At 64.2% G+C, this 14776-nt stretch carries 14 protein-coding genes; 11 read left to right on the plus strand and 3 right to left on the minus strand.

Annotated elements, in window-relative coordinates; translation table 11 throughout:
- Nucleotides 1-339 precede the first annotated feature (339 nt).
- The 3 genes from RQH86_RS02110 to RQH86_RS02120 all read right to left on the minus strand — a co-directional run bounded on the left by RQH86_RS02110 (nt 340) and on the right by RQH86_RS02120 (nt 2791).
- Complete coding sequence (locus RQH86_RS02110) at nt 340-729, minus strand: c-type cytochrome (RefSeq protein ID WP_055844416.1); 390 nt, start codon at nt 727-729, stop codon at nt 340-342.
- Nucleotides 730-752: 23 nt separating this feature from the next.
- Entirely contained in the window at nt 753-2099 is a 1347-nt protein-coding gene (locus RQH86_RS02115) for a cytochrome C (RefSeq protein WP_115527578.1), read from the minus strand.
- Between the two features lie 71 nt (nt 2100-2170).
- Nucleotides 2171-2791 carry a cytochrome b/b6 domain-containing protein gene (locus tag RQH86_RS02120; protein WP_115528260.1) on the minus strand — a complete coding sequence of 207 codons (621 nt, stop codon included), beginning with the start codon at nt 2789-2791 and terminating at the stop codon, nt 2171-2173.
- A 300-nt stretch (nt 2792-3091) separates the two neighbouring features.
- On the opposite strand from RQH86_RS02120, the gene RQH86_RS02125 reads away from it, so the two are divergent.
- The 11 genes from RQH86_RS02125 to RQH86_RS02175 all read left to right on the plus strand — a co-directional run bounded on the left by RQH86_RS02125 (nt 3092) and on the right by RQH86_RS02175 (nt 14475).
- Entirely contained in the window at nt 3092-3565 is a 474-nt protein-coding gene (locus tag RQH86_RS02125; RefSeq protein WP_115528259.1) for an FdtA/QdtA family cupin domain-containing protein, read from the plus strand.
- Nucleotides 3566-3577: 12 nt separating this feature from the next.
- Complete coding sequence (locus tag RQH86_RS02130; RefSeq protein ID WP_311238499.1) at nt 3578-4690, plus strand: DegT/DnrJ/EryC1/StrS family aminotransferase; 1113 nt, start codon at nt 3578-3580, stop codon at nt 4688-4690.
- Nucleotides 4687-5940 (plus strand): O-antigen translocase, encoded by a 1254-nt coding sequence (locus RQH86_RS02135; protein WP_311238450.1) that lies wholly within the window; start codon nt 4687-4689, stop codon nt 5938-5940. Before RQH86_RS02130 ends, RQH86_RS02135 begins: the two co-directional genes overlap by 4 nt.
- On the plus strand, nt 5937-6875 hold the full coding sequence (locus RQH86_RS02140) for a glycosyltransferase (protein ID WP_311238449.1): 939 nt from the start codon (nt 5937-5939) through the stop codon (nt 6873-6875). Before RQH86_RS02135 ends, RQH86_RS02140 begins: the two co-directional genes overlap by 4 nt.
- Before the next feature lie 20 nt (nt 6876-6895).
- Nucleotides 6896-8017 (plus strand): hypothetical protein, encoded by a 1122-nt coding sequence (locus RQH86_RS02145; RefSeq protein ID WP_311238498.1) that lies wholly within the window; start codon nt 6896-6898, stop codon nt 8015-8017.
- A 39-nt stretch (nt 8018-8056) separates the two neighbouring features.
- Nucleotides 8057-8899 carry a Wzz/FepE/Etk N-terminal domain-containing protein gene (locus RQH86_RS02150; protein WP_311238448.1) on the plus strand — a complete coding sequence of 281 codons (843 nt, stop codon included), beginning with the start codon at nt 8057-8059 and terminating at the stop codon, nt 8897-8899.
- Nucleotides 8900-9331: 432 nt separating this feature from the next.
- Nucleotides 9332-10174: a class I SAM-dependent methyltransferase gene (locus RQH86_RS02155; RefSeq protein WP_311238447.1), complete on the plus strand. Its 843-nt coding sequence runs from the start codon at nt 9332-9334 to the stop codon at nt 10172-10174.
- Nucleotides 10175-10186: 12 nt separating this feature from the next.
- Nucleotides 10187-11404, plus strand: a complete 1218-nt coding sequence (locus tag RQH86_RS02160) for an amidohydrolase family protein (protein WP_311238446.1) — start codon at nt 10187-10189, stop codon at nt 11402-11404.
- Nucleotides 11401-12099 carry a methyltransferase domain-containing protein gene (locus tag RQH86_RS02165; protein ID WP_055844375.1) on the plus strand — a complete coding sequence of 233 codons (699 nt, stop codon included), beginning with the start codon at nt 11401-11403 and terminating at the stop codon, nt 12097-12099. Before RQH86_RS02160 ends, RQH86_RS02165 begins: the two co-directional genes overlap by 4 nt.
- A 127-nt stretch (nt 12100-12226) precedes the next feature.
- Complete coding sequence (locus RQH86_RS02170; protein ID WP_055844372.1) at nt 12227-13357, plus strand: glycosyltransferase family 4 protein; 1131 nt, start codon at nt 12227-12229, stop codon at nt 13355-13357.
- The gene (locus RQH86_RS02175; RefSeq protein WP_311238445.1) at nt 13354-14475 is read left to right on the plus strand and encodes a glycosyltransferase family 4 protein; all 1122 of its coding nucleotides are present in this window, start codon (nt 13354-13356) and stop codon (nt 14473-14475) included. The genes RQH86_RS02170 and RQH86_RS02175 overlap by 4 nt, the downstream gene beginning before the upstream one ends.
- The last annotated feature ends 301 nt before the right edge of the window (nt 14476-14776 follow it).

The raw sequence follows: 14776 nt of genomic DNA on the forward strand, positions 1-14776 counted from the left end.
AAGGGCGTGGGACGTGGACCGTAGCGGTGCGCGATGGTGACCCATCACGCGGGGCGAGACCGCCGTGTCTGTGGCGGTTCCGTCCGTATACGCGAAGGGTTCGTGTCAGGCAACGCGGGCCGTGCACCTTTGCAGGTGCAGCGGTGACCCGCATGCAGGCCGCGGACACTGCGGCCGGCACGCTGTACCGGGCTTGAAGCGATCCTCACAATGGCACGCGCCGCGTTCAGGCCTGCGCGGGCGATACCGCACACCGGCACATCCCTTCGGACCGCGCCGATTACGCTTGCGCCATGCGTGCCGGCCCGGCCAGTGGTGCCAAGGCGGGCCGGCACACCCTCAACGCAGGGTGCTGAGGTAGGTGACCAGGGCGTCGAGTTCCTTGTCGTCTTCAAGCCCTTCGTACTTCATCTTCGTATTCGGCAGCGTGGCCTTGGAATCTTTTTTGAGGAAGTCCTTGAGGCTGGCGGTATCCCAGGTGCGCTTGCTTGCCTTGAGATCGGCCGAGTAGCCGCTGAAGTCCGCCACGGTGGCTGCGGGACGGTTGACGATGCCGAACAGCGACGGGCCTTTCTTGTTCTTGCCCTGCGTCGCGCTGTGGCACTCGGCGCATTCGCTAATGAACACACTCTTGCCATCGGCGGCGCGTGCCGAGCCAGGCAGCAGTGCGCCGGCCAGCAACAGGCCGGCCAGCGACGCGCAAAACAGGGTTGGGTGGAATGACTTCATGGGGGTCCTTACGTGTGGGGGGATCAGAACGTCAGATTGACCGACATGGTGAAGCTGTCCAGATCACGCGGGTTGGTGATCGGCGGGCCGCGGAACACGTTGGAAGTGCTGCCGTTGAACTTGTCGAACCGGAACCAGCCCGCCGACAGACGCAGGTTGGCGATCGTGGTGTAGGTGCCTTCCTTGCCGAACGGGGTCCAGTACAGAAGGATCAGGTTGCTGGTGGTATCCGGAATGCCCACCGGCGAATAACGCGCCGCATCGAACGAGCCGGTGTTGATCATGTGCGCGGCCAGCACGCCGTAGGTCTGCTTGAACGCGTAGTTCATGCTGATGGTCTGATCGCGCACGTTGCCGCGCTCCAGCGCGGGCATGGTCGGGTCGGCCGACATCAGCGGGGTGCCGTATTTGCGGCGCTCGTAGATGTTGACGTAGGCCAGCGACATCACGTGCTCGCGGGTGCCCAGGAACTGATAGGTCAGGTCGTAGCCGAAGTCGGTGAGGTCGTCGCTGGGCCCGTTGCGCGGACGCTGGCGGCGCGTGTTGAGCGCAGTCAGGCCGACCGAGAAGAACTGCCGCTTCATGTCCTTCATATAGGCAAGGCGGGCATAGCTGGTATCGCTGAGCTTGCCCGGGTCGCCGTTGATCGGCCAGCCGAGGCGATCCTGTGCAGACGGCGACAACGCGCTGTAGCTGCCCACTTCGCCGTACCAGTTGCGGTCGTACAACCCGTACACGCTGGCACCGATGACGCGGTTGGACAGCGACGAGGAGCTGAGCATGGTGGACGCGCCGCCGTTGGAGGCCGGCGTCAGGGTGGAAGCATTGGGCAACACATGGATCGGGTCGGAGATGCCCGGATTGTTGTTGACGCTGACACCGATCATGGTGTCCTTGCCGGCCATCTGGAACGGCTTGCTGACAAAGCGCAGATCCACATCGTCCAGGCGCGTATCGAAGGTGGCGTTGCCGCTGTTGTTGGAGCGGATCTTGGAGTAGCCGCCGATGTTGTCGTTGACGCGGCCGGCCAGATACAGATCGGCCTGGGTCAGGCGTGCGGTGCTGTCGCCGCGGCTGGGATTGCTGCGCGCCCAGGTGAGCTGACCGGACACCGGAATCTTGGTGCCTTCGCCATTGGTATCGGTGAAGCCACCCAGCTTGAAGCGCATGCCGTAGGGCGTCAGCGACGGACCATAGGAGCCGATATGGCAATCCGCGCACGAAGAACCGGTCTGCCGGGCGAACGAGGGAATCGCCTGTGCCTGCGTGCTGGCCAGCAGCAACAACGGGCCGGACACGCATAACAAGGACGTCAGAGAAGCGGTGCGCGATGCGCTGGCGCGGCGCGGAGCAGGCTGGGAGATAGGCATGGAAAGTCCTTGTTCGACGGTGCGGGGTTCAACGGAGAGAGAGCGGACGAGGGCGAGGGAGGTGCGGCGACTCATGCGCGCTTGCCCGGCAGCACGCGGTACAGCAGGCCATCGCGCAGCACCAGGTGATGCCAGAGCGCAGCGCCGATATGCAGGGTCACTAATGCCAGCAACGCCCAGGCGGCATTCAAATGCCACACGCCCAGGGTGTCGCCCAGATCCGGGTCTGCCTCGATGAGATTCGGCAGCGCCAGTCCGAACAGATAGACGGTCTTGCCGAACGCGTTGCTCAGCGACCAGCCGATCAACGGCAGCGCGAGCATCAACCCGTACATCGCCAGATGGGTGCCGCCTGCGGCTAGGCGCGTGATCAAAGATGCGGGCGGGCCGGGTGGCAGCGTGCGCAAACGCAGCCGCAGGCCGACGCGCAGCACGAACAACAGCAGCACCATCAGGCCGAAATGGCGATGTCCTTCGAGCAGCCATTGACGCAATGCGCGTCCATCGAGCTCGGCGCGCAGCAGAATCAGGCTGGCCGCCATCACCAGGCACAGCACGGTGAGCCAGTGCAGCACCCGCATCGGTTTGGGCAAAGGCGTCACACCCGCCGCAGGCGCGGCCTGTGTCGAGGAGGGCAGCGCTGTGGCGCTGCCGGTGGCTGCCGTGTCGGGCGCCTGGGGGGATGGGTGCATCTGGTTGGTGTCCTCACCGGTGGTGGTCGTTGGTTCCGGCAGTGCGTGCTGCGCTGCCAGGCCTGGCTCCCCACGCCGGCCGGAACTGCGGCCAGGTGAACGTGCACCGATATGTGCGGAGCTACCGATGAAAGGTTGCGTCGCCACAACGAATTTTTATCGTTCCGGAATGCGCTCGAAGGCGAAGCTGCGCTTGCACGCACGTGGCTTCGCAGGGTCGTGACGTCGCGCAACCTTTCACGCATCCCGGCGCACTCAGGCATGTCGCACTACGTGCAGTCAGCGCTTACGCCCCGGATCATGGCCTTCGAACCCATCCAGTTGCATACCCACGGCGACGATCGTGGCCTGCTCATTTCGTTGGAGCAGCAGCGCAATGTCCCGTTCGAGATACGCCGCGTGTATTACCTGTTCGGTACTCGCAGCGGCGTCCACCGCGGCCAGCACGCGCATCGCCAGCTCAATCAGCTGGCGGTGGCCCTGCATGGCTCGGTGACGATCCTGCTGGACGAAGGCAAGGGCGATGGCCCGACCGAGGTGACCTTGAACGACCCCTCGCAAGGCCTGCTGCTGGGCCGCATGGTATGGCGCGACCTGCACCATTTCAGCCCCGACTGCGTGCTGATGGTGCTGGCCGACCAGCTCTACGACCCGGGCGATTACATCCTGGATTACGATGAGTTTCTGGGCGAAGCGCGTGGGGAACAGGAACAGCTGAGTGCACACGCCAGCATTGTCGCGGGCAGGATCGCACTGCTGGGAGCGCAGTCGTAAATGGTCGGCTTGATGGATGTGCCGTTCCTGGATTTACGCGCGGTCAACGCACGTTACGCGGATGAACTCAAAGCCGCTGCCGCGCGGGTGATCGATGCTGGCTGGTATGTGCTCGGCCAGGAGCTGGCTGCATTCGAAGAGGAGTTCGCCAGTTACTGCGGCGCGGCGCATGCGGTCGGGGTGGGCAATGGGCTGGACGCGTTGTCGCTGATCCTGCGCGGCTACCGCGAGCTGGGCGTACTACGCGAGGGCGATGAGATCATCGTGCCGGCCAATACCTTCATCGCGACCTTTCTGGCGATCAGCCAGAACCATCTGGTGCTGGTGCCGGTGGAGCCGGACCCGGTCACCTTCAATATGGACACGGCGAGTGTGGAAAAGGCGATCGGGCCACGCACCCGCGCCATCATGGCGGTGCACTTGTACGGTCAGCTGGCTGACATGGCGGCGCTGCAGACGCTGACGCATCGCTACGGGTTACTGCTGATCGAAGATGCAGCGCAAGCGCATGGTGCAACGGTGCAGGGCAAGCGCGCAGGTGCTTTCGGCGATGCCGCCGCGTTCAGTTTCTTTCCGACGAAAAATCTTGGTGCGTTGGGCGATGGCGGCGCAGTCGTAACTTCCGATACGCGATTGGCCGAGCGCATCCGCGCGCTACGCAACTACGGCTCGGAGGTGAAGTACCACCATCTCTACCAGGGTGTGAACTCGCGCCTGGACGAGCTGCAGGCCGCCTTGCTGCGCGTCAAACTGGGCTATCTGGACGAAGAGATCGCGCTGCGGCGCGCGGTGGCGCGGCGTTACCTGCAAGGCATCGACAACCCCTTGATCGTCCTGCCGACAGTGGTCTCCGACGAACAGCATGTCTGGCATCTGTTCGTGGTGCGCAGCCCGCAGCGCGATGCCTTGCAGGCGCATCTGTTGCGCCATGGCATCCATACCCAGATTCATTACCCGGTGCCGCCGCATCGGCAGCCGGCCTACGCAACGCTCGGCGATGCCTGTTTGCCGGTGAGTGAGCGCCTGCACGCCGAAGTTCTGAGTCTGCCGATGGGCCCCGCGCTGGATACAGCGTCGGTTGAACGCGTGATCGCCGCCTGCCAATCGTTCGGTGCAGGTGCATGAATCTGGTGCGCAGCAGCGCCTACACCGGCGTCGCGACGCTGGCGAAGTTGCTCGCTGCGCTGGTGGTGGTCAAGTTGGTGGCCGTCTACGCCGGGCCGCAGGGCGTGGGGCGACTCGGCCAGTTCCTCAATGTGATGTCGGTGCTGGCGGTGTTGGCGGGCGGTGGCATCAGCGCCGGTATCGTCAAATACGTCGCCGAGTACCGCGACGACCCGCCGGCCCAGGCGCGCTTGCTCAGCGCGGCGTTGTGGTACGCGTTCTGTGCGTCTTGCGTGCTGGCGGTGCTGGCGGTGGCGTTCAGCGGGTTGCTTGCCGAGCGGTTGTTGGGCGATGCCAGCTACCAACCGCTGATTTGCGTGCTGGCAGTCGCGCAGTTGGGCATCGCGCTGGTCAATTACATTCTTGCGGTGATCAACGGTTTCATGGATGTGCGCCGCCTGGCCATCGTGCAGGTGAGCGGCGCGGTAATCAGCGTTACGCTGGTTACATGGCTGTCCAGCATGGCGCAGCTCCAGGGTGCATTGCTCGCACTGGTGCTGGGGCAGGTGGTGTGGCTGTTGGCGGGGGTGCCGGCGCTGCGGCGCAGCCCATATTTTCGGCGCGAGATGTTGCGCCCGCGCTTCGATGCCGTCATGACACGCAGGCTGGCGGCCTTTTCGGTGATGACGCTCACGTCCACCTTGGTGCCGCAGCTGGTGATCATTCTGGTGCGCAACCATCTTGTTGCCCGGTTCGGGTGGGAGCAGGTGGGCTACTGGCAGGCAGTGAGCCGGGTGTCGGATGCCTACCTGCTGTTTTTCACTACCGCCATCAATGTGTATTACCTGCCCAAGCTGGCCTCGCTGCATGCGCGTGCCGCATTGGGGCGCGAGCTGCGCGCTGCGTATCGTTACGTGATGCCGGCGGTGATCGTGATGGCGTTGGGTGTGTATGTCTGCCGCGATTGGGTGACCTGGCTGTTGTTCGACCCGCAGTTTGCTGCGGCCAGAGCGCTGTACGGCCCGCAGCTGGTGGGCGATGTGGTCAAGATCGCCGCCTTCGTGTTGTCGTATGTGATGTTGGCCAAGGCCATGACGCGCTTGTTCGTGGTGTCCGAATGCGTGTTCGCCGCCAGCTATCTGGGGTTGGTGTACCTGTTTACCGGGTACTTCGGGCTGATCGGTGCGATGTACGCCTTTGTCGCCAACTACGTGCTGTATCTGCTGTTCAATATCGTGGTGGTACGGCGCTATCTGGTGCAGCCGGCATGAACGACTGCACGCAGCCGGCAGGGCGCGCGCGCGGGCCGTTGGTGTCGGTGCTGATCCCCGCGTTCAACCATGAGCGTTTCGTGCAGCGTTGCCTGGACAGCGTGTTGGAGGACCCGTACCCGTGCAAGGAGATCGTCATCATCGACGATGGCTCCAGCGATGCCACCGGCGAAAAGATCGCCCAGTGGATCGCCGCTCACGGGCATCGGCTGCCGGTGCAGTTCGTGCAGCGCGCGAATCGCGGTGTGACAGCGACGCTGAATGAGGCTGCGCGATGTGCGCGGGGTGACTATCTGCGCATCGTTGCAAGTGACGACTATCTGATTCGAGACGGTCTCGGCAGGCAGGTCGCTTATCTTGAGGGCAATTTCCGTAAATCCGCTGTCATTGGCGATGCGATCGTTGTCGATGCGGAGGGCAGGCAATTGCACCAAAGTGCGATGCGCGACCTTCACTTGGCTAACAAGAAATTGTACGGATCCGATGCAGGGATCCGTCGAGCTGTTATCAGCGAATGGGCGGTGAGTGGCGCCGTCATGATGCTCAGGCGTAGCGCCTTCGATAAAGGGATGACGTGGGATGAGACGCTCAGGATCGAGGATTGGGATTTCTTTCTTCGATTGGTTGCCGGCGATCATCTAGGGTTCATTGACGTCGCCGTGTGTGCATATCGGTTGCATGAGACCAATGTGAGTAAGACGCGAGATGTCGAGAGGCGATTGGAAAATCTGAGTGAGTTCGCAAGGGTTGCAGCGCGCAGCTGTGATCTATTCACGGGTGTCGAGTCGTGGATGCTGCGTGCCAAGTTGAGTTTGATACACGCAAAGATCTCTTTTTTGCGAAGAAGATACCCCTCCGTCCTTTGGCACCTCGCGGCACATTCGGTCAGGAACTTCATTGCTCTGTGCAGTTCGAAGACAGGGGTGTTGGGGTGACCATCACGGTTGGATCGTTGATGCGGAGGCCTTACACGTACTTGGCTATCCCCATCGTCATCAGCTGTTTCATCACAGCTGTCACTTACGAACTTCCACCTGGATACTCGCAAGGACTCGTCTGGCTGCTTGCGGCGGCGATTGGCGTGTTCGTTCTGGACTTGGTGGTTGGAACCAAGTTACCGAGCTTCGAACGTTTACGTCGCCATCGCTATGCCGGAACCCGCGATGCGTTTCTGGCGATGACGCTGGCAGCCGTGGTCACGGTGTTTTGCATTGTCGATGTGGTGGTGTTTCCGATTCCCTTATTCAGCGATCCATCGTCCTATGCCACCTTGAGCCCGTTGCGTTCGCACGTGCGGCATATCTCCAACATGTGCTGGATCCTGCCGCCGATTGCGTTGCTCTGCGTACGCCATCGCGGCCTGCGCGCGGCAATGGTGACGTTTGGATTTGTGTTCCCGATTGTGGTGATCGACCGCAATCGGATCTTTGCCGGCCTGTTCTCGTTCGTGCTGGTGATGGTGTTGCGGCGGGACCCGGCGCGCACGTTGCCGTGGAAGACCATCGGTGTGCTGGTGCTGGCAGGTGGCGGCGTGTTCTCGGTGCTCGGTGCCTTGCGCTCCGGCTCGCTGGCGACCGTGGCATTGCCGTTCAGCGCGTTCTACCGTGCCATGCCGCAGGGCGTGCAGTGGCTGCTGCTGTACATCAGTGCCGGGCCGTACAACTTTGGCGCCATCCTGGCCAAGGGCTACGAAAACGCCAGTTTTCTGATCAACCAGCTGGTGCCGTTCAGTGGTTCGATTGCCACCGCCGATACCAGCATTCCACTGGATGCGCCCAACATCAATGTGGGCACGGAGTTCTTTCCGTTTCTGATGGCCTGGGGCGCGCCGGGGGCGTTGCTGGCGCTGTTGGCGTTGTATGCCGGCCTGGTGTGGAGCGTCCGTCGCCTCAATGGCTCGCTATCGATTTTCCACGTGCTGATCTTCTTGCGTATTGCTTACGCCTGCCTGATGTCGCCATTCGCGCCTCAGGCGTTCACCTGGACCAACTTTGGTTTCATTGCGCTGTGTTTGGTGCTGCACGCCTGCACCGTGTTGTTGCCCACCCGCCATGCAGTACCCCCATCTGTCGCGTAAGCGCGGCAACCCACTGTCACGTATCAGAGCCTGCGTACCATGAATCAACACGACGAAATATATCTGATCGATCTGTGGCGCATCCTGCGGCGCGAATGGCGTTGGGCGCTGGCTGCGTTGGTGCTGGTGCTAGGCATGACGTTCGTCTTCCTGCGCGTGGCAAAGCCGCAATGGGATGCCACCGCATGGATCCAGGTGGGCGAGATCGGCCCCACGCCTGCCGGCCGCGACCCCAAGGTCGAGCCGTTCCAGCGGGTGATCGATCGCATGAAGACGCGGCTGTTTCAGGACGCTGTCTTGCACCAGGCCGGGGTGCCGCTCAAGAGCCGTGCCGCGCAGCTGTATCGCGGTAGCCTGAAGCCGGATCCGGACCCATATGCCAATCTCATCGGTGTGACTATTCGTGCCGAGTCGGTGCAGCAGGCGCGCACGTTGGCGATGGCCACCGTTACTGCATTGCAGAGCTTGCATGGCGACACCAATACCGCTGCGCTCGCGCTGGCGCGTACTCGCCTGCAGGGGCTTGACGAGGATCTGCGCGTTGCCATGCTCAATCGTGAGCAGCTGCAACAGCAACTGCAGGCCGGCACCGCAGCAAGTCCGGCGCAGGTGCTGGCCGGAGTGTTGCTGACCGACAACACCGCCACCATCCGCGCGATCAAGAGCGAGCGCGATGATCTGATCGCGCGGCTGACCGCGCGTTACACCTATCAAACCTCGCTGGCGTGGCCGTTGTATGTGCCCGAGCAGCGGGCGTTTCCGAATGCGGTGATGGTCTGGGCGGTCGGTCTGCTCGGTGGAGCGGGCTTGGGCGTGCTGGTGGCAGTGGTGCGCAATGCCTGGCGTCGCCGTCGTGCTGAAGGCGCTCGTGCCATCGCTTAAGAGCTAACAAACACGACTGCGCGCACCGCCATGCGGGCGCGAAGCAGCATGGCGGTGCGGCATGGACCATGCATCCGCTCCGGCGTTGGGTGCGCCGTGCAAACTACTCCCAACGTTCTGGCAGCCGCTCCATGATGAGCGCTCGTCGCCGTCCACTGCGCGTGCGTCAGAAGTGGCGGGCCGATCCTTGATAGCGCCCGCCGTTGGCACGTGTAGGCGTGGCATGTCGTGATTGATACGCGCAGCGCTGCCAGCGGCCTCTTGTCAACGCTGGATCTGTCGCTAGTCCATCCAGGCATTGCTCGCGCGCGGTCGGACTGCAACCAAACCGACTAGTGCTGGCACTCACGGGTCTATCAAGCGATACCGCGTTGGCGGTACCGCGTCTGGAGAGTGTCGTGAAATCAGCAGGACGGGTTGGGGAGGCGATGCATGTCAGTGGTCAGTGAGCATGCCGCGCGCGGCGGGACGGTCGCGCCGGAGCAGTTGCTGGAGACGCAGCGCGCGTTCGACAGCGTCGCCCCCGATTACGACGGTCCGCGCGGCAACAACGCGCTGATCCAGCGCATGCGCACCACGCTGTGGGACACGGTGGCTGCCGAGTTGCCGGTCGGCTCGCGCTTGGTGGATCTGGGCTGCGGTACTGGTCTGGATGCGGGCGAGTTCGCGCGCCGCGGCTACAACGTGCTGGCCACCGATTGGTCGCCGGCCATGATCGAGCGCACCCGCCACCGCGCGGTGACGCAGGGTCTGGAGGAGCGTCTGGCGGCTGCGCATGTGGGCATCCAACAGCTCGACCAGCTCGAGGGCACCTTCGACGGCATGTATTCCAACTTCGGCCCGCTCAATTGCGCGCCGGATCTGCCGGCGGTGGCCGCCGAATGCGCGCGTCTGCTGCGTGCCGACGGTTGCCTGGTGTTTTCGGTGATCGGGCGCATCTGCCCGTGGGAAATCGGCCATTACGCATTACGTGGGCGCTTCAAGCGCGCGGCGGTGCGTGCGGCCAAGGGCGCAACCGCGGTGGGCATGAACGGCCACACCATCTGGACCTGGTACCACCTGCCGCGCGAGTTCTATCGCGCGTTCGAAAAGCACTTCGTGCTGGACAGCTACCGTGCCCTGAGCCTGTTCCTTCCGCCGCCGTATCTGGTGGAGTTTTGCGAGCGCCATCCGCGCGTCTCCGAGCGCCTTGGCCGGCTGGACGACCGTTTCGGTGGGTTGCCGCTGTTGCGCGACATGGGCGATCACTTCCTGATCGTGATGCGCAAGCGCTGAGTGGAGATGCCCATGTCCATGGCCGATGTCTGTCTGCAGGGTGCGCGATCGATCACGCTCGCGGGGCCGTCGCGCGCAGCGGTGAACCTGCGCGCGGGCCGCTTCGGTGGCACGCTGGGCACCGGGACCTTGCGTCTGGATCTGCAGGGGCATGTGCTGGCGCCGGGCCTGATCAACGCGCACGAGCACTTGCAGGTGAACTGTGTGCCGCCGCTGCCGCAGGGTGCGCCGTTCGCCAACAGCTACGCATGGATCGAAGCATTTCAGGCGCACTTTCAACATCCGGAAGTGGCTGCGGCATTGCGCGTGCCCAAAGCGGTGCGCTTGCGCCATGGCGGCCTGAAGAATCTGCTCGCCGGCGTGACCTGCGTGGCGCAGCACGACCCCTGGCATGCCACGCTGGATGAGGTCGATTTTCCGGTCAGCGTGCTGCACGAATTCGGTTGGAGTTATGCATTGGGTTGGACCGGCTACGGTCCGCCGGTGCAGGGCAGCTTTGCGGCAACGCCGGCGGCGCACCCGTGGATGATCCATCTGGCCGAAGGCACCGACGCAGTGGCGCGTGCCGAGCTCGACGATCTGGATCGGCTCGGTTGCCTGGCGTCCAACACGGTGCTGATCCACGGTGTGGGCATGGGCGAGCAGGATATCGAGCGGGTGATCGCGCGTGGCGCGGCGGTGGTGTGGTGCCCGTCGAGCAATCTGGCGCTGCTGGGGCGCACGCTCGATCCATGGCGGTTGTGCATGGCCGGGCGGCTGGCGCTGGGCAACGATTCGCGCGTCAGTGGCGCGCGCGATCTGCTCGAAGAACTGCGGATCGCCGCCCGCAGCGGGCTGGCGCCGGACCTGCTGTTGGGCCTGGCGACCGAGCAATCGGCACGCATTCTGCGCATGCCAACACGTGGACGCATCGCGCCTGGCGCTGCTGCGGATCTGGTGATCGTGCGCGACCGCGGGGGCGAGCCTGCCAGCAGCGTGATTGGCTGCGAACGCAGCGAGTTGCGTGCGGTGATTCGCGATGGCAAACCACGCATCGCCGATCCGGATTTTGCGTCGTGGTTCGACGCCGCCGGCATCCAGACCGTTCCGGTGGTGCTGGATGGACGCCCCAAATTGCTGGACGCCACATTGGCCGACCCGGCAGTACTAGCGCTCGAACCCGGCCTGCAACGGGTGCAGGACCTCCAGCAAGCGTCGAGCGCAATGGCAGCGATGGGCGTCGCGTCGTGAGCGCGGTTCCGGTACTCGAACCTGACGCAGCGTATGCGTTGTGGGCCCAGGCGTATCCGCCGCACGCGCACAACCCGGTGATGCAGGCCGAAGAGCGCGCGATGCTTGGCTTGATGCCCGCTACCTTGCAAAACCAGCATGTCGTGGATGCCGGCTGCGGCAGTGGCCGCTACATGCTGCATGCGTTACGCCGTGGCGCACGCCATGTCACTGGTGTCGATCTGTCGCCGCAGATGCTCGCGCGCGCCCAAACCGAACTGTCGCAGCATTGGCCAGCTGCGCGGGTGCAGCTGCAGCAGGGCAGTCTGGACCAGTTGCCGCTTGCCGATGCGGTTGCCGACCTCAGTGTGTGCGGCCTAGTGGTCGGGCACCTGCAGCGGCTGTGGCCGGCGCTGGAAGAATTGCATCGCATCACCCGCATCGGCGGCATCGTGTTGTGCAGCGACGTGCATCCCATCGGCCATGCATTGGGTTGGCGCCGCGATTTCAAGGCCGATGGCCAGCACTATGCGGTGCGCCACACCCAGCATCTGTACAGCCATTGGCATTCGGCATGCGTGGCCTTGGGCTTCGCGATCGAAGCGGTCGCCGAGCCGATGCTGGACCCGGCCGATATCCCCGCTGGCGCGCGCTTCGACCAGGCGGCGCTGCAGGTACCTGTGGCGCTGGTGCTGCGGCTGCGGCGTCTCGCGTGAGCGTCGCGCCGGGGCTGTCCCTCCGCAATACGCGTGGCATAGGACCTCAGCAGGATCTGCTGTGGTGCTGCGTGGAGGGCGGCGACGTTCACTCCGCACAGCGCGCCAGCCCAGCGGCGATCGCACCGTGACACGACATGTCGCACAGCTCAATCTGGTGCCGACGCCGGCCGGCCTGAGCGCCGACCAGGTGTTTGTGCAATGGCCTTCGCTTGCCGACATTGCTGAGGCGGTGGCCAGCGTAGATGTACGCGTTTCGGTGATCCAGGCCTCTGCGTTGAACGCGCGTATCGCACGGCAGGGCGTGGACTATCGCTTTGTCGATCTTGGCTTGCGCGGAAGCGCCGCGCGTGCAACCACGTTGTCGGTGCTCTTGCGCGAGATCGACGCCGACGTGATCCATGTGCATGGCCTGGAATTCGCCGGTGATGCGCGCAGGCTTGCGCGCCTTCTGCCGAATGTGCCGATCCTGCTGCAGGATCATGCCAATCGCTCGCCGCGGTGGTGGAGTAGGGCGGTGTGGCGGGCTCGCTATCGCGCCGCTGCCGGCATCGCGTTTACCTCGTTGGACATGGCGCAGCCGTTTCTGCGCGCGCGTCTGTTTCAACGCCGCACGCAGCTGTTTGCGATTCCCGAATCCAGCAGCCGCTTTGTGCCGGGCGATCGCCTGCTGGCACGCGAGCACACGCAGCTGCATGGCGACCCATGTGTGCTATGGGTGGGCCATCTGAGCGCAGCCAAGGACCCGCTGTGCGTGCTCGATGCGGTTGCCAGGGCGGCGCGCCTGTTGCCCGGTCTGCGGCTGTGGTGCGTGTTCGACCAGGCGCCCTTGCTGGAACAGGTGCAGCAGCGGCTGCGCGACGATGCGCGTCTGGCGGGGTGCGTGCAGCTGTTGGGCAAGGTCGAGCATGCGCGCGTGCAGACGCTGTTGCAGGCGAGCGATGTCTTCGTGTCCGCCAGCCATGCCGAAAGTTGCGGCTATGCCGCGCTGGAAGCCTATGCCTGCGGCGCCCTGCCGTTATTGACCGATATTCCGGCCTTCCGTGCACTCAGTGATGACGGCGCGGTCGGTGAACTCTGGCCGGTGGGTGATGCCAGCGCATTGTCGGAATTGTTGTTGCGCGCAGCGCGGCAGCGGCCCAGCCGTGCGCAGGTGCGGGCGCACTTCGATGCGCGGCTGTCGTTCGCGGCAGTGGGGCAGCGCTGGGCGCAGGCGTATGCGAGCCTGCTGAAACCACTGCGAGCGCACACGCGATGAAGTTGGCGCTGGTGGTACCGGGCGGGGTGGATCGCAGCGGCGATGTGCGAGTGATTCCGGTGTTTCTGACTTTAATCGAATGGCTGGCACGCAGCCACGAAGTGCACGTGTTCGTGCTGCATCAGGAACCCTTGCCCGATAGCTGGATGCTGCGCGGTGCCAAGGTGCACAACATCGGCGCGCGACGCACGCGCCTGCGTGCCATCGGCGCCATTGTCGAAGAACATCGGCGTGCGCCGTTTGCGGTGATCCAGGCAATCTTTTCCGGCTATTGCAGCCTGATCGCGGTGAGTGCGGCAAGGCTGCTGCGACGTCCCAGCGTGGTGCATATCGCCGGCGGTGAGCTGGTCGCGCTGGATGCCATCGGTTATGGCGGCCGGCGGCGGTGGCGCGGACGCCTGCGCGAAGCGGTGATCCTGCGCTTGGCCGATCGTGTTACCGCTGCCAGCGCGCCGATCATTGATTCGTTGCAAGCGCTCGGTATCGGTGCGCAGCGCGTGCCGTTAGGGGTGGATTTGCGTGCCTGGCAGCCCGTCCCACCGCGCCCGCGCGAAGGCGCGGTTGCACGTTTGCTGCACGTGGCCAGCCTCAATCTGGTCAAGGACCAGAGCACCTTGCTGCGCGCGATGGCCGCACTCAAACGGGCCGGTGTGGCTTTTACGCTGGACATGGTCGGTGTCGACACGCTGGACGGTGCCATGCAGCACCTAGTGCAGCAGCTGGGCCTGCAGGAGCAGGTGCGTTTTCTGGGTTTCAAAACCCAGCGCGAGTTGCGCCCGATCATGCTGGCGGCCGATCTGCTGGTGATGTCGTCCCTGCACGAAGCCGGGCCGATGGTGCTGCTGGAAGCGGCCGTGGCCGGTGTTCCGACCGTCGGTACGGCCGTCGGGCATTTAGTGGAATGGGCGCCGATCGCAGCGCTGGCGGTGCCGCCAGGCGATTGGGCGGGCATGGCCGAGGCGATCCGGCAAGTGCTCGGCGACGACGAGTTGCGTTTGCGTCTGGCATGGGCGGCGCAGTGCCGCGCGGTGCGCGAAGACGCGGCCATGACCACGCGTCTGTTCGAGCAGATCTACCGTCAGTTATGCGAGCGCCGGCCGCTGGGCCCAACAAAGTAGAGCGACCCCCAAACCTACTGCGCAGCTACCAGGCGGGTAAAGCTGGTACTCGGTTCGGCATATGGCACGCGTGCACGGCGGTGCTGCGCGCGCCGCCCATATCCACCTGGCGACTGCTCGCCACGTTGCTTTGATCGCGCTCGAGGGCGCGATTCAACGACACATCGGGCGCAGCCAGTACGCACGATGTAGTCCAGAGGCAATGTAGCGTGGCTAAGCACGAAGCATCCACTGATCGCTGCTTTGGTCAGCCAATTTGAACGCGGCGATCAACGCAGCATGCAAGGCCGGGGTGTCGGCG

The organism is Xanthomonas sp. WCS2018Noco2-27 (genome assembly GCF_031843525.1).
Lineage (GTDB): Bacteria > Pseudomonadota > Gammaproteobacteria > Xanthomonadales > Xanthomonadaceae > Xanthomonas.

Excerpts from the sequence above, each read along its gene's own strand:
- RQH86_RS02125 (WP_115528259.1), top strand. The coding sequence starts at position 3,092 with ATGGCCTTCGAACCCATCCAGTTGCATACCCACGGCGACGATCGTGGC.
- RQH86_RS02115 (WP_115527578.1), bottom strand. The coding sequence starts at position 2,099 with ATGCCTATCTCCCAGCCTGCTCCGCGCCGCGCCAGCGCATCGCGCACC.
- RQH86_RS02135 (WP_311238450.1), top strand. The coding sequence starts at position 4,687 with ATGAATCTGGTGCGCAGCAGCGCCTACACCGGCGTCGCGACGCTGGCG.
- RQH86_RS02160 (WP_311238446.1), top strand. The coding sequence starts at position 10,187 with ATGTCCATGGCCGATGTCTGTCTGCAGGGTGCGCGATCGATCACGCTC.
- RQH86_RS02110 (WP_055844416.1), bottom strand. The coding sequence starts at position 729 with ATGAAGTCATTCCACCCAACCCTGTTTTGCGCGTCGCTGGCCGGCCTG.
- RQH86_RS02150 (WP_311238448.1), top strand. The coding sequence starts at position 8,057 with ATGAATCAACACGACGAAATATATCTGATCGATCTGTGGCGCATCCTG.
- RQH86_RS02130 (WP_311238499.1), top strand. The coding sequence starts at position 3,578 with ATGGATGTGCCGTTCCTGGATTTACGCGCGGTCAACGCACGTTACGCG.
- RQH86_RS02175 (WP_311238445.1), top strand. The coding sequence starts at position 13,354 with ATGAAGTTGGCGCTGGTGGTACCGGGCGGGGTGGATCGCAGCGGCGAT.
- RQH86_RS02140 (WP_311238449.1), top strand. The coding sequence starts at position 5,937 with ATGAACGACTGCACGCAGCCGGCAGGGCGCGCGCGCGGGCCGTTGGTG.
- RQH86_RS02145 (WP_311238498.1), top strand. The coding sequence starts at position 6,896 with ATGCGGAGGCCTTACACGTACTTGGCTATCCCCATCGTCATCAGCTGT.
- RQH86_RS02120 (WP_115528260.1), bottom strand. The coding sequence starts at position 2,791 with ATGCACCCATCCCCCCAGGCGCCCGACACGGCAGCCACCGGCAGCGCC.
- RQH86_RS02155 (WP_311238447.1), top strand. The coding sequence starts at position 9,332 with ATGTCAGTGGTCAGTGAGCATGCCGCGCGCGGCGGGACGGTCGCGCCG.